The following is a 23,711-nucleotide window of genomic DNA, read 5'->3' on the forward strand; positions in this document are numbered from 1 at the left end:
CCTGAAATTAATTTCAGGTTAGGCTTGACTTTTGTTAGCAGGTTTTTATATAAACCTTCAAAATATATAAAAAAGCTACTTTTGATTTCTTGAATAAATATTACAAAAAAAGATTGATAGAAAAAGAAAAAGTATTGTGATATTATAGTTTATCATGATAATTTTTATAATTTTATAAGCTTATTATGATAAAAATTTTATTGGAGGTTTTAGTATGACATTAGAACACGTTCTTAGTTATTTTGGAACTTATACTCCCGGTAAAAATGGCGAAGTTGCAAGTTTTGAATTTGAATACCTTTGTACACTAGGTATTGCGGCTTTAGTAATTTTTGCTGGTAGGTGGTGTGTAAGTCATTCATCTGCTTTAAAGAAATATGCAATTCCTGCACCAGTTGTATCAGGACTTATATTTTCTATTATTGTGGCAATCATTAAATTATCAGGAATTATTGCCCTTCATTTTGATGCAAAGATTACAAAGGATCTTGCACAGAATATATTCTTTTTAACAGTTGGATATGGATTTTCTACATCTTTATTTAAAAAAGCAGGAGGAAAATTGATTTTCAATATTGCTTTTGCAGCTTGCTTATTGATAACTTTGCAAGACATCGTTGGAGTATTAGTTGCTAAGGCAATAGGTATGCATCCGTTGTTTGCACTTCAATGTTCATCTGCAGCTATGTCAGGTGGAGTTGGAACTGCATCTGCCTTTGGACCAATTTTTGCCGAATGGGGAGCACCTGATGGAGTAACAGAAATTGGAGTTGCAGCAGGAACAATGGGAAATATTATGGGTTCATTAATTGGTGGACCTGTGGCAGCATTTTTAATTAGCAAGTATAATTTAAAAGCTGATCCAAACGATAGACCAGAATCCGAACTTAGCGATAAAGTAGTGCCTTTAGTTGACAGCAGAATGATTGTGGCTTTTGCCATGGTTTTATTAATAGCGGCTCTAGGTATGCCAATTTACTTCTTGCTTGACAGCATTCCAAAAATTGAAATGCCTAAATTTATAGGTTGTTTATTTGCTGGAGCAATTGCAAGAAATATCATTGAAAAATCTAAAAGGGACACTTATGTAGCTGAAATTAGCACTATTGAGCATATGTTCCTTGAGCTTTATCTTGCGCTAGTTCTCATGACAATTGATATTACTAAATTATTAAGTCATTTAGGACAAATGGGAATAGTTTTAGTAGCTCAAGCAGTTCTTATGGCATTGTTTGCAATTTTTGTTTCTTACAATTTATTTGGCAGAGATTATGGCGCAGCAGTCATGGCAGCAGGAAACTGCGGATGGGGTTGTGGATCAGGTCCAAATGCAGTAGCTAATACAAAGGCAGTAATGGATACTTATGGATACAATACTATTGCTTGGGTACTTTATCCTTCCTTTGCAGTAATAATTGACGATATTTACAATCCGATTTTCTTATCATTCTTCGGTAAGATAATAAGCGGTTCTTAAATTAAATTACAAAAAAATTATAGATTTAATTAGATTATTATAGATAGGAATATTGATTGTATGACTGGTGGGCAAAGATAAATTGCTAAAGTAGTTAGAAGTTATTTTGCATTTGAAAATTGGAGATATGGATGCTAGATTATTAAAGAATAAAGGAAGGACTTTTTATGGGATTAAGGAGCAATTTAAAGAAAAGTCAAAAGGTAAGAAGGTTATTTTACCTTATTTCTTTAATAATAATCAGTTCGTTTATAGTAGATATTATTTTAATGAATTTAGATGAGCTAAACTTTTTAACTAAATTACATGGAAATATATACTTTCTGGATTCTTTTTTATTGTTCTCATCTGCTGTAACTTTTATTTTAGGATTATTTTTTGTCAATAAAAATTGGATTGTTTGGGTAATATTAGTACTGTTGTTGGCTCCGAATATTTTTGTATTTATAGTGTTTTTTGGGCTTGCATCATTAAATTTATTTAAAGCCATATCCACATATCTTTATACAATAGTGGCTTGGTTTTTAAAGTTAATAAATGTGCTTTAAATCTCATCATATAGAGACAGTAATTTATTAAAAGTTAGTTCCTATCACTGGTACTTATTTCATGTAAATAGAAATATAAATTACCAAAAAACTTTAAAATCATTTAATGAAAGAGTGGGATAATAAGGTTAATCGTAGTCTTATTGTTTTTTTAGGCTCTTTGTCAAATGAAGTAAAAAACAAACCTCCCTTTGAATTTCTTTAATAGAAATTCAAAGGGAGGTTTTATTTTACATATTCTTTTGTGGAAATTCTAATATTATTTTTTTAATTCTATTTTTTGTTTTCTTTGCTATTGTAAATTTTAAATCAGAAATATTTAAAACTTCATTTAGCTTTGGAAATCTATCGATGTTTTCGATGATAAATCCGCCAAGGGAATCGAATTCTTGGCATTCAAGTTCTGTTCCAAATTTTTGATTTATTTCGTCTATATTAACTGATGCGTCGATTAAATATTTTCCAGGAGCGATATTTATTATGTCTTCATCTTCCTCTGTGTCATACTCGTCAGAGATTTGTCCCACTATTTTTTCAATTATGTCTTCAAAGGTAATCATGCCTTCGGTGCCGCCATATTCGTCAGTAACTATGGCAACAGATAATTTATGTTGTCTCATTTCACTAAAAAGTGTTCCCGTAGGTTTGTACTCGTAGGTGAAAAAAGGCTTTTTGAAAAAAGACTTATTTTCAGCAAGGGTTTTTGTCCTATCCATGTGGAAGAGTTCTTTAACATTTAATATGCCAATGATGTTGTCTAAACTATCCTGATAAACTGGCATTCTCGAGTAAGAATATTCAGAAATTTTTTCGATGATTTCCTCATAGTCGTCTTCAATATCAATTGCCACAATGTCAGTTCTTGGAGTCATAATATCTTTTGCAAAGGTATCTTTAAATCCAATTACATTTTGAATCATCATGGACTCATTTTTATTTATAATTCCTTCTTCTATACTAAGGTCCATTGCATCTTTTAAATCATCTTCTGTAATTATTGGCTCTTTATAACTTTTGTCCTTAATAATTAATTTAATAATATTTTGAGATAGAAATGTAATTAGTAATGAAAGTGGACGCATAAAAACTATTAAATATTTTAAAAATTTTGCGTACTTAGGTACAATTACTTCATAATTATTTTTGCCAAGGTTTCTAGGCAAGGTTTCGCCAAAAATTATTACAATTATAGTGGAGATTATTATTCCAAAAATCATTCCAATATGATTCCATTTAAAAAAGAAAAATAAAGACATAAAAATCACAGTAAGTGAATTGGAAAAATAATCTAAAATAAGTGTTGAAGAATAAATATTTTCATTTTTAACAAGTTTTTTTATAATTGCAAGATTTTTAACTTCTAAGTCTTCTAATTTTGAAATTTTTACAGGTCCAAGGGCAAGATAGGCATTTTCTATAAGTGTAAACAAATATGAAAAGTAAAGTGCCACAATGGATATGAGAAGGTATATGTATTCATTCATAAAATTCAACTCCATTTATATTATATACCCGAAATGTCCTTATGAAAACTAAAAAAGCTGCACAAAGGCAGCTCTTATAATTATTCTACTGTTACAGATTTTGCCAAGTTTCTTGGTTTGTCTACATCATTGCCAAGTAAGACTGAAGCGTAATATGCAATCAATTGTTCTGGTATTACTGCGAGAAGTGGTGTTAACAAATCTATTGTGTTTGGAATTTCAATCATTACATCAGAAGAGTCCTTTACAAATTTGTTTTTTTCTTCTGCAATTGAAATTACTGTGGCACCTCTTGCTAGTAGTTCTTGGTTATTTGAAATTGTTTTTTCCAAAATAGAACTTTGAGTTGCTACTGATATAACTGGTGTTCCTTCTTCAATAAGGGCGATGGAACCGTGTTTTAATTCGCCTGAAGGGAAGGCTTCAGTGTGAATGTAGGAAATTTCTTTAAGTTTTAGTGCACCTTCTTTTGCAGTTATATAGTCAAGTGATCTTCCAGTGTAGAAAATTGATTTTGCATCTTTAATAGAATTTGCAATTTTTTTAAATTCATCTTTGTGTTTTAAGATTTCTTCAATTTGAGATGGAATTTTTTCCATGTTTTGAATTATATCTTTAACCTGTTCTTGAGTGATTGCCTTTAATTTTAGCGCTATGTCCATCGCCAAGAAGTAAAGGGAAATAACTTGTGTAGTGTAAGCTTTAGTTGAAGCGACAGAAATTTCTGGACCAGCATAGCAATATACAACTTTATCAGCTTCTCTTGAAATAGATGAGCCAACTACATTTGTAATGGCAAGAGTTTTTGCACCAATCGCCTTTGCTTTTCTCAATGCAGCTAAAGTATCTGCAGTTTCTCCTGATTGTGATACAAAAATAACGAGGGATTTGTCATCTACAAACATATTTTTGTATCTGAACTCAGAAGCAATTTCAGAAATGACTGGAATTTTTGCAAGATTTTCTATTGCATATTTTCCTGCTTCTCCTGCATGAAAGGCAGTTCCACATGCAGTGATATAAATCTTGTTAATATTTTTTAATTCTTCAAGTGAAAGACTTCCCTCTGCTGGAAGATTTATTACATAATTATTGTGTTTAATTGAAATAACTTCACGCAAAACGCGAGGTTGCTCGTGAATTTCTTTAATTAGGAAATGGTCGTAGCCTTCCTTAGATGCGTCAGCTGCTGAAATATTAACTTCAGTTATTTCTCTTTCAACTTCTTTGTGGTTTTTGTCGTAAATCTTATAGGAATTTTCTCGAATATCAATTATATCGCCATCTTCGAGATAAATAATTTTATTTGTATGTTCAATTACTGATGTAATATCACTTGCAATAAAATATCCGCCTTTGCAAATTGCAAAAAGAAGGGGAGATGAATTTCTAACAGCGATAAGTCTATTAGGTTCATTTTCATCAAGTATGCCAATGCTATAAGCTCCCTTTAAAATTTCAGTTGCCTTAAAAACAGCATCTAAGATGTCGCCCTTATAATTATCGGCAATTACATTTGGAATTACTTCTGTATCCGTTTGTGAAAGGAAATTATATCCCTTTTTTATTAAATCATTTCTAAGTTCTAAGTAATTTTCAATGATACCATTGTGAACCACAGTAATTTTGCCGTCACTTGATAGATGAGGATGAGCATTTATTTCATTTGGCTCTCCGTGAGTTGCCCATCTTGTATGTCCAATTGAGATATTTGATGAGAATTCATCTTGATCAAAGGATTCTTCCAAAACTTTTATGCGACCCTTTTTCTTAAAGGTCATCAATTTATTATCTCTTATAATAGAAAGTCCTGCAGAGTCATAACCTCTGTATTCTAATTTTTTTAGACCTTCTAGCACTAATTTCGTTGCGTTGTTTTTTCCAATATATCCAACTATTCCGCACATATTTCTACCTCCAAATTTATTAGAGACTCACTACATTTATTTTGTTATAAAATTGCTTTTATTTTTTGTAAAATGTTTAGGCTGTGAAACCTTTAGAGCATCCGCCGATATTCGATAACTCTATCCCTCGTCAGCCACTAGGGCTCAGGCGCTTAAATTATTTTTATCTCTTCAGTTGATTTTAACATAAGGGCTATTTAAAGTAAACTTTTAAAGATAAATGATGATTTTTGTAAATTTTATTTTAAAAAATAAAAAAAGTAATGTGTTAAAATAAATTTGGAGGTAGTTATGAGTATTTACGAAAAAAAGTATATTGTGGAAAATTTTTTGTGCAAAAATGGAGAACTTCCACTTAATCATATAATTAATTATTTTGTGGAGACATCAAATTGTCAGTCAATTAGTTTAGGCGAAGATAGTAACAACTTAATAAGTAAAGGTTACACTTGGATGATTTATAAATGGTTTATAAAAATTTTAAAATATCCAAAAGCTTATCAAAAAATAAAAGTAAGAACTTGGGCAAGTGGTTTTAAGGGTATCAACGCATTTCGTGAATTTGAAATGTATGTAGAAGGTGAAAAAATAGTTTCGGCATCTTCCATTTTTCTATTAATTGATTTAAAAAAATTAAAGCCAATAAAAATTCCAAGAGAAGTTTCTGAAATTTATAGCACATATTATGTGAAGAATTTTGATAAAATTGAAAGAGTTAATGAGCCTAAGGACATAGAGGCTATAAATAATTTTGATTATAATATATTAAAAGATGATATAGATATAAATAATCATGTGAACAATAGCGTCTATGCCAAACTACTTTATGAAGCATTGCCTAAAAGTTTATATAATATAAAATTTACTGATGTGAATATAAATTATGTAAAGGAATTGAAATACGGTGATCGTGTCTTTATTTATGTATATTTAGAAGATGATAAGCTTTACTTTTTCTTTAGAAATAAAGAAAAAAGCGAGATTTATGCGAGAGTTTGCTGCCACTATATTAGTTGAAAAAAGTTTTTTCAAATGGTAACATAAAATTATGGAAAACTTATAAATTGATATAAATTGCGGAGGTAATAATGGATAAGGACAAGCTTTTAGCAGAGGTAAATGGCAAGAAAATTACAGGAGTGGACTACAATTTATTTATAGATTCACTAAATCCACAGCTTAAACAATATTTTGGCGGGGAAGAGATGAATAAAGAAGTTGTAAATGAACTTGTATATCAAACTCTTTTGTACCAAGATGCAATAGAAAAGGGAATGGATAAAGATGACGAATTTATACAAGTTTTAGATAAAACTAAGGAGAGTATGTTAAAAACTTACGCTCTTGGAAAACTTCTTGCAAAGGTAACTGTAACAGAAGACGAAATTAAAAAATTCTACGAAGATAATAAAGAGGCTTTTAAAGAAAAGGAAAGTGCAAATGCTTCTCATATTTTAGTGGAAGAAGAAGACAAGGCAAGAGAAATTTATGAAAAAATAAAAAATGGCGAAGATTTTGCAAGTCTTGCAAAGGAATTTTCTACTTGTCCATCAAAGGAAAAGGGCGGCGAATTAGGGACTTTCACTAGGGGACAAATGGTAAAGGAATTTGAAGACGCAGTATTTGCAAATGAAGTTGGAACAGTTACCCAACCTGTTAAGACACAATTTGGTTATCACATTATTAAAATTAACGACAAAAATAAAGGTAGAGATTTAACCCTTGATGAAGTTAAGGATAAAATTGCTACACAAATTAGAAGGCAAAAAGAACAAGAAATTTATAACAAAAAAATAACTGAACTTAAAGATAAATATGAAGTGAAAATGAATGTCTAGGTGAAATATGAAACTCGAGCTTTTTAATTACATCGACGATGTATTAGATCTTTTTGATTATCACAAAATTGAACTTGCAGGAGTTAATAAAGAGCTTAAAAAGTATTTTTCCTACATATTTTTAGATGACGATAGACTCACAAATATTACTACGAGAATAAAAACTCAGGAATCTCTTCGTGAAAAATTAATTAGAAGAAATTTTTTCATGAGGTTTCCTGATCCCGTTCGTGGCTTTAAACAAATTCAAGATTTAGTTGGCATTAGAGTTGAATGTCGTTTTATTAAAGATGAAGAAGCACTGTATAAAAAAATCATTGAAGATTTTACTATAAAGTCTGACAGAGGCTATTACAAGTCAAATATTAATAAAAAGATTAGATTAAAATTAGATGACCCACAGCCTCAGACTCTTGCAAATGGTTTTAAAATGTATAAATTAGATGGCGAATATGACACAGGTTCTTTTATATATTGTTTTGAACTTCAAATAAAATCCTTCGTAAATGTTTTTTGGGGAGAAATTGATCACAAACTTCTTTACAAAAATTACAATTACATTATTACAGAAGGTTTTTTTAGAGAAATAATGAATTCAATTAATGACAGCTTGAAGATGATCGACAAACAATTAATGATTTTATACGACCATGTGAAAAAACAAGATGCTTCTGAAACTATTTCTGCAGAAATTCAGCTAAAGAAACTTCTCTCAAAAATTCTTCACGATGTTTTCACTAGGAAAATACACGATGAACTTGGACTTTTTATAAATATAAAAATTATTACAGACGTAGTTGTTGATTTTCTATTTATGAAATCTTCAAAAAATAAAGATTTAAGTTACGGAGAAAATTTTATTAATTTAATTAATAAAATTAATTCTGTTTCAGGTAATGAGATGAATGTTGAGGAATACATAGTTTTTGAAAAGAATCCAAAATATTATGACAGTTTTTCAAAAGAAATCACAGAAATTCTTGGAGAAGTTATAAACAATGATTTGGATTGGAATATTTTATTTAAAATAATAAGATTAATTTCTCAAGAATCCTATGGCAAAATTTTTACAGAATTTATTATTTTTGTGAGATACGAATATATGATGTGTTTATCTAATCTTTTTGAAAGCAAAGATCTTTCAAAAGATGAACGTGATCAAGTGGAAAGTGTATTTTTGTCTTCAGTAATTGATGAATTTAGAGAAAAAACAACTATAGAATTTCTTTTGAATACATCTTTAAATAAATTCAACTCTGTTCTTTGTGAAATTAATAAAAGTGATGCCACAAGCCTAGAAAAAATGATTAAAATATTTAAAGATAATTACACCTTTTAAGCTATAAATATCCTTTACACTTATGTATAATGTAACTAGGAGGTTAAAATGAAAGATATGAATACCTTGTTGGATAATAGAATTTTTTATTATTTTGATAAATTGACAAAAATCCCAAGATGTTCCTTTGAAGAAGAAAAAATTAGAAATTACTTAATTGAATTTGCAAAAGAACATAATTTAGAATATAAAACTGATAAAATAGGAAATGTTGTTATTGTAAAAGAAGCAACAAAGGGCTATGAAGACGTTGATAGCATAATTTTGCAAGGACATATGGACATGGTTTGTGAAAAAACTCCTGAATGTATAATTGATTTTTCCAAGGATGCAATAAAGTATGAAATAGATGGCGATTTTATTGTCGCTCACGATACAACTCTTGGTGCAGACAATGGAATTGCTGTTGCCATGATACTTGCTCTTTTAGAGTCAAAGGAGTATAAACATCCAAAGATAGAAGCACTTTTCACAGTTAACGAAGAAAGCGGAATGACTGGTGCAGCCAATCTTGAAAAGGGAATGGTTACGTCAAAAAGACTTTTAAACCTCGATTCAGAAACTGAAGGCGTGGGATGTATTTCATGTGCTGGTGCAGAAAGAGATCTTATAAAATTTAAAAAAGAATTCAAGAAATTAGACAAAGAAAAAACGCTATACGAAATAATTGTAAATGGATTAAGAGGAGGACACTCTGGTCAAGAAATTCAAGTTGGTTTAGGCAACGCAATAAAAATTTTGGGAAGAAGTCTTTACAAAATTTTTGAAAAAGTTGACGGAGACTTAGTTGAAATTGAAGGCGGAGCAAAACCTAATGCAATTCCAAGATATGCAAAGGCAATAGTTGCAATAAAAGAAGAAGATATTAAAAAAATTCAAGACATAATCGTGGAACTTAATTCTCATTTCGTTACAGAACTTGGAAAAGTTGATCCTGATGTAAGGTTAAATTTTGAAAAAACAAAGGTCAATTCAGAAAAAGCCTTTACTGATGAATTGAAAAATAAAATTTTAAGCCTATTAAATATACTTCCTAATGGCGTAATTGCTATGAGTAAAAATATTCACGGATTAGTAGAGACTTCTGTGAATGTTGGAGTAATTGAAGATAAAGAAGAATCTATAAATATTATTTCTAATATTAGATCTTCTGTCCAGTCTTCTAAAGAATATATTGGACTTGTAAATAAAATTGCAGCTGATAGTCTTGGCGCAGAAATAGAAGTCATGACAAAGTATCCAGCATGGGAGTACAAAGAAAATTCCCCATTACGTGAAGTTGCAAAAGAAGCTTACAAAGAAGTAAGTGGTAAAGAATTTAAACTAGAAGCAATTCACGCAGGACTTGAATGTGGAATGTTTGTCGAAACAATTGGCGATATCGATATGCTTTCAATTGGACCAAATATGAAGGGAGTTCACGCACCTGGCGAACACCTTTCAATTTCATCAACTGAAAGAGTATTTGATTTCTTATTAAGAATACTAGAAAAATTAAAATAAATTTGGAGGAAATATGAATAACGAAGAAAAAAACTTACATGAACACGACGAAAACTGCGATTGTGGTTGCGATCACGAGGAAGGTTACCAAACTATTACACTTACACTAGATGATGACAGTGAAATGGTGTGTATAGTTCTTGGAATATTTGAATGTGAAGATAATGAATACATTGCTCTTATTCCTGAAGATAAAGAAGATGGAGAAGATGTATTTCTTTATAAGTACAAAGAAATTGACGAAGAAGAAGTTGAACTTGACATAATTGAATCTGAAGAAGAATTTGAAAAAGTTTCAAAAACTTTTGAAGAAATTTTTGATGATGAGGAAGAAGAATAATTTCCTAAATGGTTTACAGAAAATATTCTGATTTTTTAAGGGAAAAGTTTGGCGAAAAAGTCTACAAACTTCCCGTAAAACTTGATTTAACTTGCCCCAATAGAGATGGTACTTGTGGAGTTGGCGGTTGTATTTTTTGTGGTGAAGAAGGCGGCAGTTTTGAAAATAATTTTGGAACTGTTAGGGAGCAACTTTTGAAAAATAAAGACCACATAAAAAATAAATATAAGGCAAATAAATTTATTGCCTACTTTCAAAATTTTACCAATACCTATATGCCCTTTGATGAATTTAAAAGAGTTATCGAAGAAGCTCTCATAGAAGATGTAGTTGGCGTAAGTATATCCACAAGACCTGATTATCTTCCAGAAAAGCATTTAGATTATTTGGAAGAATTAGGGAAAAATTATTTTGTAACAGTTGAAATTGGTCTTCAGACGCCAAATTATCACAGTCTGAAAAAATTAAATAGAGGACATGGTCTTTCTGAATTTATAGATGCTGCATTAAAATTAAAAAGAAGGAATTTAAATGTTTGTACTCATATAATAATTGGAATTCCTTGGGATGACGATTTAGACATTATTGAATGTGCAAAAATATTAAATGTCCTTGGCATAGACGAAGTTAAGATTCACGCCCTTTATATCTTAAAGGACACTGCACTTGGAAAGATGTATCAACGCGGACAAATAAATCCTATTTCTTTAGATGATTACAAGAAAAAAGTTATACTCTTTTTAAGAAATCTTAAAGATGATATAATAGTGGAAAGAATAATAGGAAGAGCACCTTATGAAGATTCTCTTTTTTGCAATTGGAATACATCATGGTGGAAAATTAGAGATGATATTATAGATGTTATGCATGAAAATGAATACAATCAAGGTGATCTAGTGAAAGGAGAAATACTATGATAAAGTATATTTTAGGGAGCAAAGGCTCTGGAAAGACAAGATGGTTAATCGACAACGCAAATGATGATATGAAAAAGGGCGATGGAAATATTGCTTTCGTAGAAGTTGACGACGATCACATCTTCAGTTTAGATTACAATGTAAGACTTATCAATGCAACTGAATACAGATTAAATTCTATTGATAGTTTTTATGGATTCATTTGCGGACTTTTTGCAATGGATTATGATTTACACAAAATTTATGTTGACGGAATCTACAAAGTATTGAAACTAAATATTGAAGATTTAGAACATTTATACAATAAAGTTTCTAAAATTCCTGATGCAGAAAACAAAGAAATCTACATCAATGTTGATTATCTAAAAGAAGATATGCCTGAATCTCTAAAAGATAATTGTCTAGAAGTAACTGGTAAATAAGGTGTTATAAGTGGATAGAAAAACAGTGGTTAGGATTATTGCATTATTACTTATTATTGCCATGGTAATTCCAATAGTTCTAAGTGTAATTTAATGGTGCTTCGTGGAAGTTAATAAAAAGAAGGGACTTTTTGAAGATTTTTTTGAGCACAGATCCTTTCTCATAATGCAATACACAAATGGCGACATCTCTAAGAGAGAATTTTTGCAAAAAAATTTTGATTATTTTGCTCTAAGAAATGCAAGGCCTTACATTAAAGTAGATTCCTATGAAAAGGGAATGTACAATTATCAGTATTACAATGTAATGGCAAAGTATTATAGAGCTCTTTCCAAAGATGTCAGGAATACAAAAAAACATTCAAAGTATTATAATTATTATTTAAATTTAACAAATAAATATTATCAACTTAAAGACAAATCTGTCTTAAATATTTTAAAGATACAAGATTTTAGAAATACTAAGGCTTATTATATTAAGTGTCAATCAAAGGCACTTAGAAATGTACTTTATGAAATAGTTTTAGAGGACAAGAAAGAGGCAATCTTTCACTCAAAGGCTCCTTGGCTTTTGAGAATTCTAAAAGATGAAAATATTTTTGACAGCAAAATGAAGACATCAATTATAGATCACTATATAAATGAAAAATATTATTAAAAAAGGACTGCGGGAAATATCCCCTCAGCCCTTTTTGCTTTCTAAGCTTAATTTATTTTGCGTATCTTTTAATTTCAATTAAAAAGCTCTCCATAATTCTTATCATGTCACTTTCCCTACATTCCAAATCAAGAGTGTACATATTGCCAGTTCCAGTAAATTCAAAATTATCTTCTAATTTTTTATAAATTTTCTTTAGGTCAAAATTCAAATTTTGTGAGCGAAGTATTATTACTTTTGACCTATTTCCATTTTTTAATCCGTAAATTTGTATAAAATTGTCTTCCTTTAAAATATAATTTGAAATTTCACGGAGTTCTTTTAAGTTGACATCGTTAAGAACTTTGTAAATATAGTTTATTCCAGCGACATCTGTGGCAAATCGCTTAAAGCTTTCTACTGCTTGATAAAAAAGAGGGGATTTTTCCTTATCTTTATCTAAATCAATTTTTGAGGGTACTTTATTTTCATCTGGATTAGAAATTTTTTCTCTTTCTAAAATTTTTTGGGTTTGGGAATAATTTTTAACTTCATCATTTTTTATTTCTTCCTTAGAATTTTCTGATTTTACAAAAAATTCTTTTTTAGGCATTGGTTTAAAATTAAATTTTTCTAAATCTATTTTGCTTTCTTCAAATTTTAAATTTTCTTTTGAAGATAATTCATTTTCCCCTTGTTCATTATTCTCAATTTTTTTTGAATCACAATTTTTTATGTTCCCTTCAGCTTTTGTTTTAACGTCATTTTTATTTTCAAAAGAGTTTTCATCGGCTGAAATTTTTGGTGCATTAATTAATCCAGTAGATTTAAGCTTTTTTACATCAGAAAACACATTTTCAATGCTATCGCTATTTAGGTACATCTTCATATTTTCAAGAGTATTAATGGAATTTCTCGCAAGTTTGTAGGCATTTTCACCTGATACAATTGTAAGTCTAATTGCAGAATTTACCTTGTCAACGGAAGAAATAAGGATCATTCCAATTTCACCAGTTCTTTTTAGTGCAGGACCTTCATAAGAAATTTTTGCAAGTCTTTCAATTGACAAATAATCATCAAAATTTTCAATTGCTAAATTAGAGAAGACTGCATAATTAGCAAGAGATTCAATATTTCTTATGGTCATAAATTTAAAATCTTTTGCGTTCACATCTATGTAAGAAGAGTTTTTTCCAACTTTGTAATTTAAAATTTCTGAATTGGTATTACTTGTAAGGAAATATCTTATTAGTGCATTGCCAAGATTTTCTTGCATCAAAAGAAGTCTAGTTTTCCAGTTTATTTCAATTTCAACTTCATCTTTGTTTTCATCAACTTTAAAGTAATTTTTATTGCCAGATAAAAATAGTGGTTTTTCTCCGTTTATTTTAATTTCATCAGCTAAAAGATTTTCGCTTCCAGTGAAGAAAGGTGCATCTTCAAGCTTTCCATAAGTAATTCCATTTCGATTTATTTTATCAATAATTTTTAATTTATAATTTTTTTTGTAAGGATTTTTGTATTTCGAATTCATAATTACCTCCTATAATATATTATCATATTTCGTGACTTCACGCTTTAAAAAGATATATAATAAGAAGGGGTGCCTATGTATTTATTTGGAACAATTTTTTTGGGAATTTTACTTTCAATTTTTATTAAGATAAGTTTAATAAAGGCAATCTTTTTTTTGGCTTTAGCCCTTGTTATTGTAACGCAAAAAGAAGATATAAAATTATTTTTATTTCCTCTCATAATTTGTGCAGTTTACATAAATTTTAGTTTTAGAGATTATAAAATAGAAGATTTTACTGGCGAAGTAACAGGAACAGTTATTTCTTCAAATGAAAATAAATCGGTACTTAAAACAAATTCCATAAGGGGTAAAAACCTTAGGACAAAAATTTTGGTCTACGAAAAACTAGAACGTGGAGCAAATTATAAAATTTTTGGAAAATTTAGTTCGCCACTTCCTGCGATGAATTATGGAACTTTTGATTTTGAAAAAAACAACAAGGCTCAAGGAGTTTATTCTATTGGAAATATAAAAAGTTATAAAAAGATTTCTGAACCAAGTGCTTTTTATAGATTTTCAAATTTTTGTATTAATAGGGCAAAAAAATTTTATTCAGAAAATTTAGATGAGAGAAATTCAAATTTAATGTCTTCGATTGTCCTTGCCGATAAATCTTTAATGGGAGAGGGAGATAGAGATAGATTTAATAATCTTGGCATTAGTCACATCTTGGCTGTGTCAGGTCTTCACATTGGCGTTCTCGTTATTTTTTTAGAAAGCATAACAAAGAAACTTATTAAAGATAGGAAACTCACAGATTTAATAGTTACAATAGCAATACTTTTTTACATAATTACTATTGGTGCTCCAATTTCGGCTCTGCGTGCCTTTTTATTTTTTCTTTCGTACAAGGGAAATATCTATTTGAAAAAAGACTTAGATGTGAAAAAAATTTATTTTCTAAGTTTGTCCATAATTTTATTTATTAATCCCATGGCAATTTATTCAATTTCAATGATTATGTCCTACGGTGCAATTTTTGGATTAGTTTTTGTCTATCCAGCGTTAAATAATAGGGTGGCTGGCAATGGAATTATTAAAAAATCAATTTTGGGAACAGCATCTGCATTAATTTCACTTTTTCCAATAATAAATTATTATTTCGACGGTTTTTCTATTTTGGTTTTTATCACAAATTTAGTGATAGTGCCAATTTATTCGGTTATAATTTCTCTTGGTTTTCTTCTAGGTGTGGGCATTTTACCGAGATTATTTGGCAAAATTTTAAATACTTTAATGAATGCAACTTATGGATTGGAAAGTTTATTTGTTTCAAAGGGAAGTTTTTTCCTTTTACTGAGGGCTTTTAAATTTGAGTACATTTTTATATACTACATTTTACTTATATTAATTTTATATAGACATAAGTTAAAAGAAATTATTGTGCCAAATATTAAAATAATTGAAATTTATATGGTAGTATTTTTTGTAGCAACATCTTTAGGAATATTTGAGGATTACAATACATACAAAGAATGTCATCTTTACATCGACCAAGGGGACTCAACATTAATTAGTTTTCGCGATAAAAATTATTTAATAGACACTGGCGGGGCGAGATTTGAAAATAAAATTGCAGAAAAGTTTTTATTTCCAACATTAAAGGTGAGAGGAATTTCAAAAATCGACGGAATATTTTTATCTCACTTTGACGAAGACCACGCTGGTAACTTGAGCAAACTCGTAAAAAAATATAATGTAAAAAATGTATATATAAATCACTTGCCAGAAGATCCAAAAATTTTAGAAGATGCAAAAAAATTTTCTAAGGTTACAATGCTAGAAAAGGGCGACATTATAAAAATTTCCAAAGAAACAACTATTGAAGTAATAAGCGATGTTTTAAATAGCGAAGATGAAAATGATAATTCAATGGTATTGTTAATAAATCACAGAGGTTTTAAGACACTTTTTACTGGCGATATTTCAGAACAAGTTGAAAAGAAAATAAATAGTAAAATTGATATTTTAAAGGTTGCCCATCATGGTTCAAAAACTTCAACCTCAAATGAATTTTTGTACAAAACAAAGCCAAAAATTGCCATAATTTCAGCAGGAGTCGACAATTCCTATGGTCATCCACATCAAGAAGTGATACAGAATTTGGAAAAACATGGTATCATATATTATGTTACTGCAAAAGACGGCGAAGTGGATTTAAAAATGCAGGGCGACAATCTTAGAATTGACACAAAAAAGGAAGAAGTAGATTTAAGATTTTATATTTTGCTAATAATTTTAAACACAACTTTACTATATATTGTAGCGAGGGAAAATTATGAATTACAAACAAATTTACAGAGATAAGACACATAGTGGAGCCTATTTATTTTTTGGAAAAGAAAAATATTTAATAGAAAATGCCCTTAGTTATCTAATAAACAAATATGTAAAGGGTACAGAAGCCTTTAATTATACCAAATTTAAGGGTTCTGATGTAAAGCCAGAAGATATTATTTCTGCCTGCGAAACTTATCCCGTTATGAATGAAAAAAAAATTGTACTTCTTAGAGATGTCTGTGATTTTCTAAACGAAAATGAATTAAAGGATTCTTTTTATGATTTTTTAAACAAATTATCTGATTTTGTCATTTTAATTTTTTGGGATACTCAAAGCATTAAAAAGACTACAAAATTTTATAAATACTTTCACAAAAAAAATATAGATATGGAATTCGACAAGCTTGGTTCAGCTGATCTTAGAAATTTTATTAAGGGATATTTTATAAGAAAGGGAAAATCAATTAAGGATAGTGAAGTTGCTATTTTTATCCAAGAAAGTGGATATAATTCAAAAAATGAAGATGTAAGACTTCTTGACTTAAATTCTGAAATGGATAAAATTGCAGCAGTAGCCAAGGATAATATTATAAAAGAAAGTGATATAAGAAGTATAATTTCAGATAATATAGATACAAATATTTTTAAATTTTTAGATGCACTCCTTAGCAAAAATACAGAAATTGCAATAAAAGAACTTCACAATCTCGACAAATTAGGAGAGCCTCTTCCTTTAATTTTTCACATGATCATTAGACAAGTTAAAAACCTATTGTCTTATAAAATTTTATCTGAAAAAAATTTGAGCAGAAATGACATTATGAATAAAATGGATGTAAAGAAATTTGAATTTGAAAAAAAAATATTAATCTACGAGGGAAATTTTTCAAAAAATTTTTTATTAGAATTTCATGATGAATTAATTAAAGCAGACGAGCTACTAAAAACTTCTTCTGTGGATGAAATTGTTATTTTGGAAACAATTATTATAAAATATTGCAATAATTTATGATTTTAAACTCCTATTCAAAGTTGTGCAAAAAAGAACCTTGCAATGAAAGTAAATTCGTGGTAAAATAGCAAAAGCGTTAAATATGGAGGTGAAATAATGGCAAATATTAAATCAGCTATTAAGAGAATAGATGTAGCTAGAAGAAATTCTGAGCGCAACAAACCTATAAGAACTGAAATGAAAAATGCAGTTAAAAATTTTAGAATCGCACTTGATGAAAATAGAATTGATGATGCAAAAGAACTTTTAATCCTTGCAGATAAAAAATTAAAGAAAGCTGCTAATAAAAATGTAATTCATAAAAAACAAGCTTCCAGAAAGCTAAGTCGACTAGCTAAGGAACTTAACAGCAAAATCGCTGGCTAAGAGAAATTTTCCCGGGAAAGTTTCTCTTTTTTGTTTGAGAGAATAAAAGTGATGTACAGAATAAAATATCTATTTTGCTTCACTTTTTTATTAAATTTTGAATTTATCCACTACCTTTTTGATTAAAAAATTTTTTTAGGTAGTTTTTTATTTTATGGTTTTTTAGATTTTTTTATTTTTTTTGACGCTAATTTATTTAGACTTATTGTCAAAACTTGTCTAGAATATCATGGTGTCCAATGTCTAAAAGATGAGCCGATAGATTTGGACTAAAAGAATTTGACACAAAGGTAGAGATAATTTATCCCTTTGATAAAACAATCGATCAGTTAAATATGGAAGTCATTAAAATAATGGTGTGGAGAAAAAAGGATTTACTCAAGCTGGACATGACTATTATGTAGTTCAGAAAAGAGTAAATAAGTTAATTTAATAAGACTAGTTAAAAAGCTTGATGATTCCTAGTTTAGGAGTTTATCAAGCTTTTTTTGTTTGTACAAATTTTATGTATTGTTTTTTATTTTTTAACTTCTTGCTATTGAAAATCCATATCAAATAGGCTACAATAAAACTGACGATACCGTCGGAATAATTAAAGGGAGGTTTAATTTTGGATAATAAAAAATTAAAAGTTGGAGAAAAAAGGAAGTTGGAAATTCAAGAAGCAGCAAAGAAATGCTTCTTAGAAAAAGGCTTTCAGAATACCACTATGGAAGATGTTATAAAAGAAGTTGGATTGAGCAAGGGCGGGGTTTATTATCACTACGGTTCAACCTATGACATGATTTATGATTTTATGAAATTAGGTATCAAATATAGAGGAGAAAAAAGCAAAAACATAGATACATCTAAGTTAACTACTATAGAAGCTATCACTGAAATGATGATGAATAGAATTTTCGATGAAAATAAATTTAAAAGTGTCTATGCGATTTTTTTAAAACTACAAAATGAAGATAAGAGATTATATGAAATGTTTGAGGATTTAAAAGAAACAAATACAAGAATTTTATCCTCTATTTTTCCGACAAATGATAAGGTGTCAAATATTTTTAAAGATGAGTTTTTAGTAACTTTTGTAAATACTCTTATCTTAGGCTATGAAAGTTTAAATCAAAAAGAAATTTTCATTGAAAATAAAAAAGTAATAAAAAACATGTTAGAAAATTATTTGAGAGAAAAGCTGTCTAAAGAATTTGAGTGATTATAAATATGGAGATAAGTTAATGAGCATAAAAAAAACAATATTAAAAAAATTTTGCGAACTAATATTAACATTGTTAATTGTCAGTGTTTTATCATTTGTTTTAATGAAATTATCTCCCGTCGATCCAGCCACTGCATATGCTAAAAGACATATCGGAAGTCCATCACCTGAGCAAATTGAAGAAGTAAGAATAAGATTTGGTTTTGACAAACCTGTATATAAGCAATATTTTAACTGGATTAAAAATCTTTTTTCTCTAGACTTAGGACAGTCTTTAAGCAATGGCAAACCAGTCTGGGATAATATAATGTTGGCTTTGCCAAAAACTTTATCTGTTGTTTTCTTTTCCGCAATATTGCAGGTAATTTTAGTATTATCTTTGGGATGCATTACTTTCTTATGGAAGAGCAAGATAATCAATAAGCTTATAAATCTTTTATGCCTTATTGGTGTTTCAATTCCTAGCTTTTATATTGCTATTATCTTACTTGATATATTTGCAGTAAAGTGGGATTTGCTATCAGTAGCAGGTAATATTGGCATTACAAACTATCTACTTCCTGCAATAACTTTAGGGATATTTGGGGCTTCTTTTTATTATCCACTATTTAAAGATGCTTTAGACAAAGAGAATGGTGAATATTATATTATGTTTTTTAGAGCAAATGGTCTACAGGAATTTACTTTGTTCGTGAAACATATATTGCCAAACTCGATAGTAAAGTTAATTCCAAATTTCTTTCAGAGTATTGGACTTATGATTGCAAACGTGGCAATAGTTGAGGGAGTTTTTTCTATTCCAGGATTTGGATATTTGATTGTAAATTCTGTAATAAATCGTGATGCAACGATGATTCATGGGTTGGTTTTCTTTTTAGCATTATTTATTGCACTTACTAATATAATATCAGATTTGATAAACGATCTTTTGATAAAGGAAAGGGGAGATTAATGAAAATAAACAAAAGGACATTATTTCCTTTCCTAGTGATTTTATTTATATTTTTTGGAAGTTTTTTTGCCCCTAATGATCCCTTAGAAGTTAATCTTCCCCTTAGATTTGCCAATCCAAGTTCTAAGTATCTTTTGGGAAATGATAGCATGGGCAGGTGCGTTTTATCGAGAATACTGTACGGGGGAAAAACTACATTATTTATGGTTATGACGGCATCAATTATTGTTTTTACTTTAGGTTTGCTTTTAGGAACACTAACGTCAAAAGTTACCATGAAAAAGAATGTAATAGTAGATTCGATTATTAATGCTGTAACGGCTATACCACCAATTGCTTATTTAATCATATTTATAGCATCTTGGGGAAATGGAATAAAAACTACATTAATCGCTTTGGTTGTTTCATATATATTGAGATTTTTAAGACTTGTTAGAACTCAAATAAATATTGAATATGATAAAGCTTATTGCACTTGTATGATTTCACTTGGTGCTTCAAAGACTAGGTTGGTTCTAGTTCATATACTACCAAATATATTATTAGATTTAGTTCATTATATTTGTTTGTCCTGTGCGGATATGATTTTAGCAATTACTGGTTTTTCATTTATAGGAATTGGACTTGGAGAAAATGTTGTAGAGTGGGGTTCTATGATTTTAGAAGCGAGAGATTCAATATTTATTAAGCCAGAACTCATAATTTACCCGATTTTTGCAGTTTTTATTACTACAATGTCTTTTAATATTATTGCAAAAGAAGCGAATAGAAGGTGAAGATATGATTTTGGTTAATCAATTACAAGTTACAGATAAAAAAGGAAACAATCTTTTAAATAATATTTCCCTTAGTATTCCTATGGCGAAAATTATTGGTCTCACTGGACCCAGTGGTGCAGGGAAGACTACATTAGTAAACACAATACTTGGGATTTTATCAGAGGATTTAAAAGTAAGTTCTGGAACAATTACTATAAATGATTTCGATATATTGGAAAAAGATAATATCAATAGCAACAATAGAAACATCGCTTTTATTCCTCAACTTCCCATGATTTCTTTTGACAAAAGAAAAAAGATAAAAAGTCAAATGGTTGAAACATATATTGCTAATCTTAATATAAATAAATCAGAAGCATTAAGTATAGCAAAAGATAAGCTCAAAAGCGTCAATCTTGAATATGAAAGAGTTTTAGATTCATATCCAACTGAACTCTCTGGAGGCATGATTCAGCGTGTGATTTTAGCGATATCTATGGGGCTAAATACTGATTATATAATTGCTGATGAACCAACATCAGCCTTAGACAATTATAACTCATCATTATTTTTTGAATTGATTAAAACAAATTTCAAAGGCAAAGGAATTTTGTTAATAACACACGAGGCTGATATTCTTAAAAAATATAGCGATTGCATCTATGTGATAGAAAATGGATGCCTTATAGAAAAGGGGAATAATGAAGATATATTTGAAAGCCCTAAAGAAGAATGGACAAGAAAATTTGTTATCTGTAGTCAGAAAATATTAGATTCTGGAGGTGAATGGAAATGGACGAAATAGCTATGAGTAATGTTAGCCTTTCTTTTGAAACAGTAAAAGGGACATTTAAAGCTCTAGATCAAATTTCCTTTTCACTAAAAAGAGGAGATAACTTAAGTTTAATTGGTGAAAGTGGATCTGGTAAAAGCACCATTGCAAAAGCATTAATAGGATTAGAAAGAATAGATGAAGGATCTATACTCTATGATTCTGTAGATATCTCAAAATTAAAATTAAAAAAAATAAGGAAATATAGAAAAAATATCCAGTCTGTTTTCCAGGATACATCTGGTACTTTAAATCCTGGTATAAGCACTTTTAAAAATTTGGAAGAAGGGCTTATTAATTTAACAAACTTGTCGAAAAAGGAAAGAAAGGAAAAGGTGTTATTATTTTGCGAGGATTTACATTTAAAAAAGGAAATATTAGATGTGCCCGTTCACCAACTATCTGGAGGCGAGCAAAGAAGATTGTCGCTCATAAGAGCCCTTATGGTTAATCCTGATTTTTTAATACTAGATGAGGTTACAGCTGGGCTTGACTTACTGACGATTGAAAAAGTATTAAACTTACTTTTTTATTATCAATCTAAGCATAGTATTTCTTATATTTTTATCACTCATGATATAAATCAAGCAAAACAGATTTCAGATTATATCATAGAGATAAAGAAAGGAAAAATATTGAGAGAAGGAAAATTGCAAAGGAGATAGAAATGATCAAACTTAGAAAAAATATGATGGTTTTATTGGCACTTGTATTTAGTTTTTCAATTTTACTAGGAGGTTGCCAAAAGAATCAAGAAAAAGCACAAGAAAATTCAAATGTAGCAAGTGAAAACACAAAAGATGAAAGCAAGAAGGTTTTAACCTTATGTACTGCTAAAGAACTGACAAACCTTACGACTTTAACAATGAATAAGGAAAATAATATGGCTTGTGGTTTAATTTACGAAACCCTAGTAGCTTATGAAAACGGTGAAATTGTACCAAAACTTGCTGAAAGCTTTGAATATAAAGATGATGGCAAAACTTTAGTCTTTAAATTAAAGGACGGGGTAAAGTTTTCAGATGGTGAAGATTTTAATGCTGATGCAGTAAAAAAGATATTAGATTTTGATAAGTCTAACCCTAATTTTGCAGGCATTAGGGCTGTTGCAGAGATAAAATCAACAGAAGTTATTGATGATAATACGATTGCTGTTCACTATGAAAATCCGTCTAAATTTTATATAAATGGCTTTTGTTTCCAAAATGTATTGGGGATGCCATCTCCAAAGTCATTTACTGAGGGAAACTTTGAGACATTTAACGAAAATATAGGAACAGGTCCTTATGTATATGAAGAATTTAAATCTGGAGAATATACAAAATTTGTTAGAAATGAAAATTATCATGGGGAAAAACCTTATTATGATGAAGTTATTGTCAAATATATTCCCGATGCTTCCTCAAGACTTCAAGCCTTAAATAAGGGGGAAATAGATTTAATTTATGGAGCAGATTTAATAAATTATGATGACTTCAAAAAAGGTTCTGAAATTAAGGATGTTACTGGAGAAGTCAATAAAAATAGGACTTTGACTAAGAATCTAATTTTAAATCCAAGTAAAAAAGAATTAGAAGATTTAAAAGTTCGCCAAGCAATTAATTATGCAATTAACAAAAAAGACATTGTCGACAGTTTAACATACTCATATGAAGATGTAGCTGAAACTTTATTCCCTAAAGATGTAGCTTATTGTGATGCAAATTATCCAACTAATTATAGTTATGCTCCTGAAAAGGCAAATAGCTTGCTAGATGAAGCGGGTTGGAAATTCAATAAAGATACAGGAATTAGAGAAAAGGACGGAAGTCCATTAAAGCTTCAATATGTTTACTGGTCAGATTTAGTACTTGCTAAGGAAACTGCACTTGCAATAAAGACGCAATTAAAAGAAGTAGGTATAGATGTTGACCTAGTTGAAAAAGATCAAATGTCATGGTGGACAGATGGTATAAAGGGAGAATTCCATTTGACAACCTGGAATACAGAGGGTTCTTATACTGAACCTCATAAGTTCTTACAAGAATCAATCACTGAAATGGATCCACATTTGATGCCGTTAAAAGCACTTTCTGATTCAAACATATATATTGATGCAATAAAGAAGGCTTCCACTTCTACAAACGAAGGGGAGATTAAAGATAATATACAAAAAGCTATAGTATATTCAAACGAAAATGCTATGGATTTGCCTCTTTCTTATTCAAAAGAAATGATTTTGTATAGAAATGACAAAATTGGTGGATATGACTTTACAAGTACACCACAATTTTTCAATATTTATAGTGTAAAAGCTAAATGAGAATAGGTTAATAA

General features: G+C 29.3%; 22 protein-coding genes. 18 read left to right on the plus strand and 4 right to left on the minus strand.

Going from position 1 to position 23,711, the window contains the following annotated elements; translation table 11 throughout:
- Window positions 1-214 precede the first annotated feature (214 nt).
- Window positions 215-1,477 carry a sodium/glutamate symporter gene (locus tag ACQRC6_RS07480; RefSeq protein WP_427848405.1) on the plus strand — a complete coding sequence of 421 codons (1,263 nt, stop codon included), beginning with the start codon at window positions 215-217 and terminating at the stop codon, window positions 1,475-1,477.
- A gap of 217 nt (window positions 1,478-1,694) precedes the next feature.
- On the opposite strand, the gene ACQRC6_RS07485 is transcribed toward ACQRC6_RS07480, so the two are convergent.
- The 3 genes from ACQRC6_RS07485 to glmS all read right to left on the minus strand — a co-directional run bounded on the left by ACQRC6_RS07485 (window position 1,695) and on the right by glmS (window position 5,416).
- Window positions 1,695-1,967, minus strand: a complete 273-nt coding sequence (locus ACQRC6_RS07485; protein WP_427848406.1) for a hypothetical protein — start codon at window positions 1,965-1,967, stop codon at window positions 1,695-1,697.
- A gap of 288 nt (window positions 1,968-2,255) precedes the next feature.
- Complete coding sequence (locus tag ACQRC6_RS07490; RefSeq protein WP_427848407.1) at window positions 2,256-3,509, minus strand: hemolysin family protein; 1,254 nt, start codon at window positions 3,507-3,509, stop codon at window positions 2,256-2,258.
- Between the two features lie 80 nt (window positions 3,510-3,589).
- Entirely contained in the window at window positions 3,590-5,416 is a 1,827-nt protein-coding gene (glmS, locus tag ACQRC6_RS07495; RefSeq protein WP_427848408.1) for a glutamine--fructose-6-phosphate transaminase (isomerizing), read from the minus strand.
- A gap of 291 nt (window positions 5,417-5,707) precedes the next feature.
- On the opposite strand from glmS, the gene ACQRC6_RS07500 reads away from it, so the two are divergent.
- From ACQRC6_RS07500 to ACQRC6_RS07535, 8 genes are all read left to right on the plus strand, one after another.
- A complete protein-coding gene (locus ACQRC6_RS07500; protein WP_427848409.1) occupies window positions 5,708-6,433 on the plus strand; it encodes an acyl-[acyl-carrier-protein] thioesterase in 726 nt (241 codons plus the stop codon).
- Between the two features lie 71 nt (window positions 6,434-6,504).
- Window positions 6,505-7,254: a peptidylprolyl isomerase gene (locus tag ACQRC6_RS07505; RefSeq protein WP_427848410.1), complete on the plus strand. Its 750-nt coding sequence runs from the start codon at window positions 6,505-6,507 to the stop codon at window positions 7,252-7,254.
- A gap of 7 nt (window positions 7,255-7,261) precedes the next feature.
- On the plus strand, window positions 7,262-8,593 hold the full coding sequence (locus tag ACQRC6_RS07510) for a GTP pyrophosphokinase (protein ID WP_427848411.1): 1,332 nt from the start codon (window positions 7,262-7,264) through the stop codon (window positions 8,591-8,593).
- A 48-nt stretch (window positions 8,594-8,641) separates the two neighbouring features.
- Entirely contained in the window at window positions 8,642-10,096 is a 1,455-nt protein-coding gene (locus tag ACQRC6_RS07515; protein ID WP_427848412.1) for an aminoacyl-histidine dipeptidase, read from the plus strand.
- Window positions 10,097-10,109: 13 nt separating this feature from the next.
- Window positions 10,110-10,436, plus strand: a complete 327-nt coding sequence (locus ACQRC6_RS07520) for a DUF1292 domain-containing protein (protein WP_293559675.1) — start codon at window positions 10,110-10,112, stop codon at window positions 10,434-10,436.
- An 8-nt stretch (window positions 10,437-10,444) separates the two neighbouring features.
- Window positions 10,445-11,353 carry a TIGR01212 family radical SAM protein gene (locus ACQRC6_RS07525; protein ID WP_427848413.1) on the plus strand — a complete coding sequence of 303 codons (909 nt, stop codon included), beginning with the start codon at window positions 10,445-10,447 and terminating at the stop codon, window positions 11,351-11,353.
- A complete protein-coding gene (locus tag ACQRC6_RS07530) occupies window positions 11,350-11,775 on the plus strand; it encodes a hypothetical protein (RefSeq protein WP_320849920.1) in 426 nt (141 codons plus the stop codon). The genes ACQRC6_RS07525 and ACQRC6_RS07530 overlap by 4 nt, the downstream gene beginning before the upstream one ends.
- Before the next feature lie 103 nt (window positions 11,776-11,878).
- Window positions 11,879-12,433 (plus strand): DUF6648 family protein, encoded by a 555-nt coding sequence (locus ACQRC6_RS07535; RefSeq protein WP_293559669.1) that lies wholly within the window; start codon window positions 11,879-11,881, stop codon window positions 12,431-12,433.
- A 52-nt stretch (window positions 12,434-12,485) separates the two neighbouring features.
- On the opposite strand, the gene ACQRC6_RS07540 is transcribed toward ACQRC6_RS07535, so the two are convergent.
- Window positions 12,486-13,946, minus strand: coding sequence for an alanyl-tRNS synthetase (locus ACQRC6_RS07540; RefSeq protein WP_427848414.1), 1,461 nt, complete (start codon window positions 13,944-13,946; stop codon window positions 12,486-12,488).
- A 75-nt stretch (window positions 13,947-14,021) separates the two neighbouring features.
- Here ACQRC6_RS07540 and ACQRC6_RS07545 point away from each other — a divergent pair, with 75 nt between their 5' ends.
- The 9 genes from ACQRC6_RS07545 (at window position 14,022) to ACQRC6_RS07585 (ending at window position 23,697) form a co-directional block, all read left to right on the plus strand.
- Window positions 14,022-16,295, plus strand: coding sequence for a DNA internalization-related competence protein ComEC/Rec2 (locus tag ACQRC6_RS07545; protein WP_427848415.1), 2,274 nt, complete (start codon window positions 14,022-14,024; stop codon window positions 16,293-16,295).
- Window positions 16,267-17,280 carry a DNA polymerase III subunit delta gene (holA, locus tag ACQRC6_RS07550; RefSeq protein ID WP_427848416.1) on the plus strand — a complete coding sequence of 338 codons (1,014 nt, stop codon included), beginning with the start codon at window positions 16,267-16,269 and terminating at the stop codon, window positions 17,278-17,280. Before ACQRC6_RS07545 ends, holA begins: the two co-directional genes overlap by 29 nt.
- A 96-nt stretch (window positions 17,281-17,376) precedes the next feature.
- A complete protein-coding gene (gene rpsT, locus ACQRC6_RS07555; RefSeq protein WP_293559661.1) occupies window positions 17,377-17,646 on the plus strand; it encodes a 30S ribosomal protein S20 in 270 nt (89 codons plus the stop codon).
- Window positions 17,647-18,256: 610 nt separating this feature from the next.
- Complete coding sequence (locus ACQRC6_RS07560) at window positions 18,257-18,850, plus strand: TetR/AcrR family transcriptional regulator (RefSeq protein ID WP_427848417.1); 594 nt, start codon at window positions 18,257-18,259, stop codon at window positions 18,848-18,850.
- A gap of 22 nt (window positions 18,851-18,872) precedes the next feature.
- Complete coding sequence (locus tag ACQRC6_RS07565; RefSeq protein WP_427848418.1) at window positions 18,873-19,805, plus strand: ABC transporter permease; 933 nt, start codon at window positions 18,873-18,875, stop codon at window positions 19,803-19,805.
- Entirely contained in the window at window positions 19,805-20,581 is a 777-nt protein-coding gene (locus ACQRC6_RS07570; protein WP_004816322.1) for an ABC transporter permease, read from the plus strand. The genes ACQRC6_RS07565 and ACQRC6_RS07570 overlap by 1 nt, the downstream gene beginning before the upstream one ends.
- Before the next feature lie 4 nt (window positions 20,582-20,585).
- A complete protein-coding gene (locus tag ACQRC6_RS07575) occupies window positions 20,586-21,368 on the plus strand; it encodes an ATP-binding cassette domain-containing protein (RefSeq protein WP_427848419.1) in 783 nt (260 codons plus the stop codon).
- Window positions 21,350-22,060, plus strand: coding sequence for an ATP-binding cassette domain-containing protein (locus ACQRC6_RS07580; RefSeq protein ID WP_004838636.1), 711 nt, complete (start codon window positions 21,350-21,352; stop codon window positions 22,058-22,060). Before ACQRC6_RS07575 ends, ACQRC6_RS07580 begins: the two co-directional genes overlap by 19 nt.
- Before the next feature lie 2 nt (window positions 22,061-22,062).
- Window positions 22,063-23,697 (plus strand): ABC transporter substrate-binding protein, encoded by a 1,635-nt coding sequence (locus ACQRC6_RS07585; protein ID WP_427848420.1) that lies wholly within the window; start codon window positions 22,063-22,065, stop codon window positions 23,695-23,697.
- The last annotated feature ends 14 nt before the right edge of the window (window positions 23,698-23,711 follow it).

The sequence above is a fragment of the Peptoniphilus sp. SGI.035 genome (genome assembly GCF_050315115.1).
In the GTDB taxonomy this organism is placed as follows: domain Bacteria; phylum Bacillota; class Clostridia; order Tissierellales; family Peptoniphilaceae; genus Peptoniphilus_A.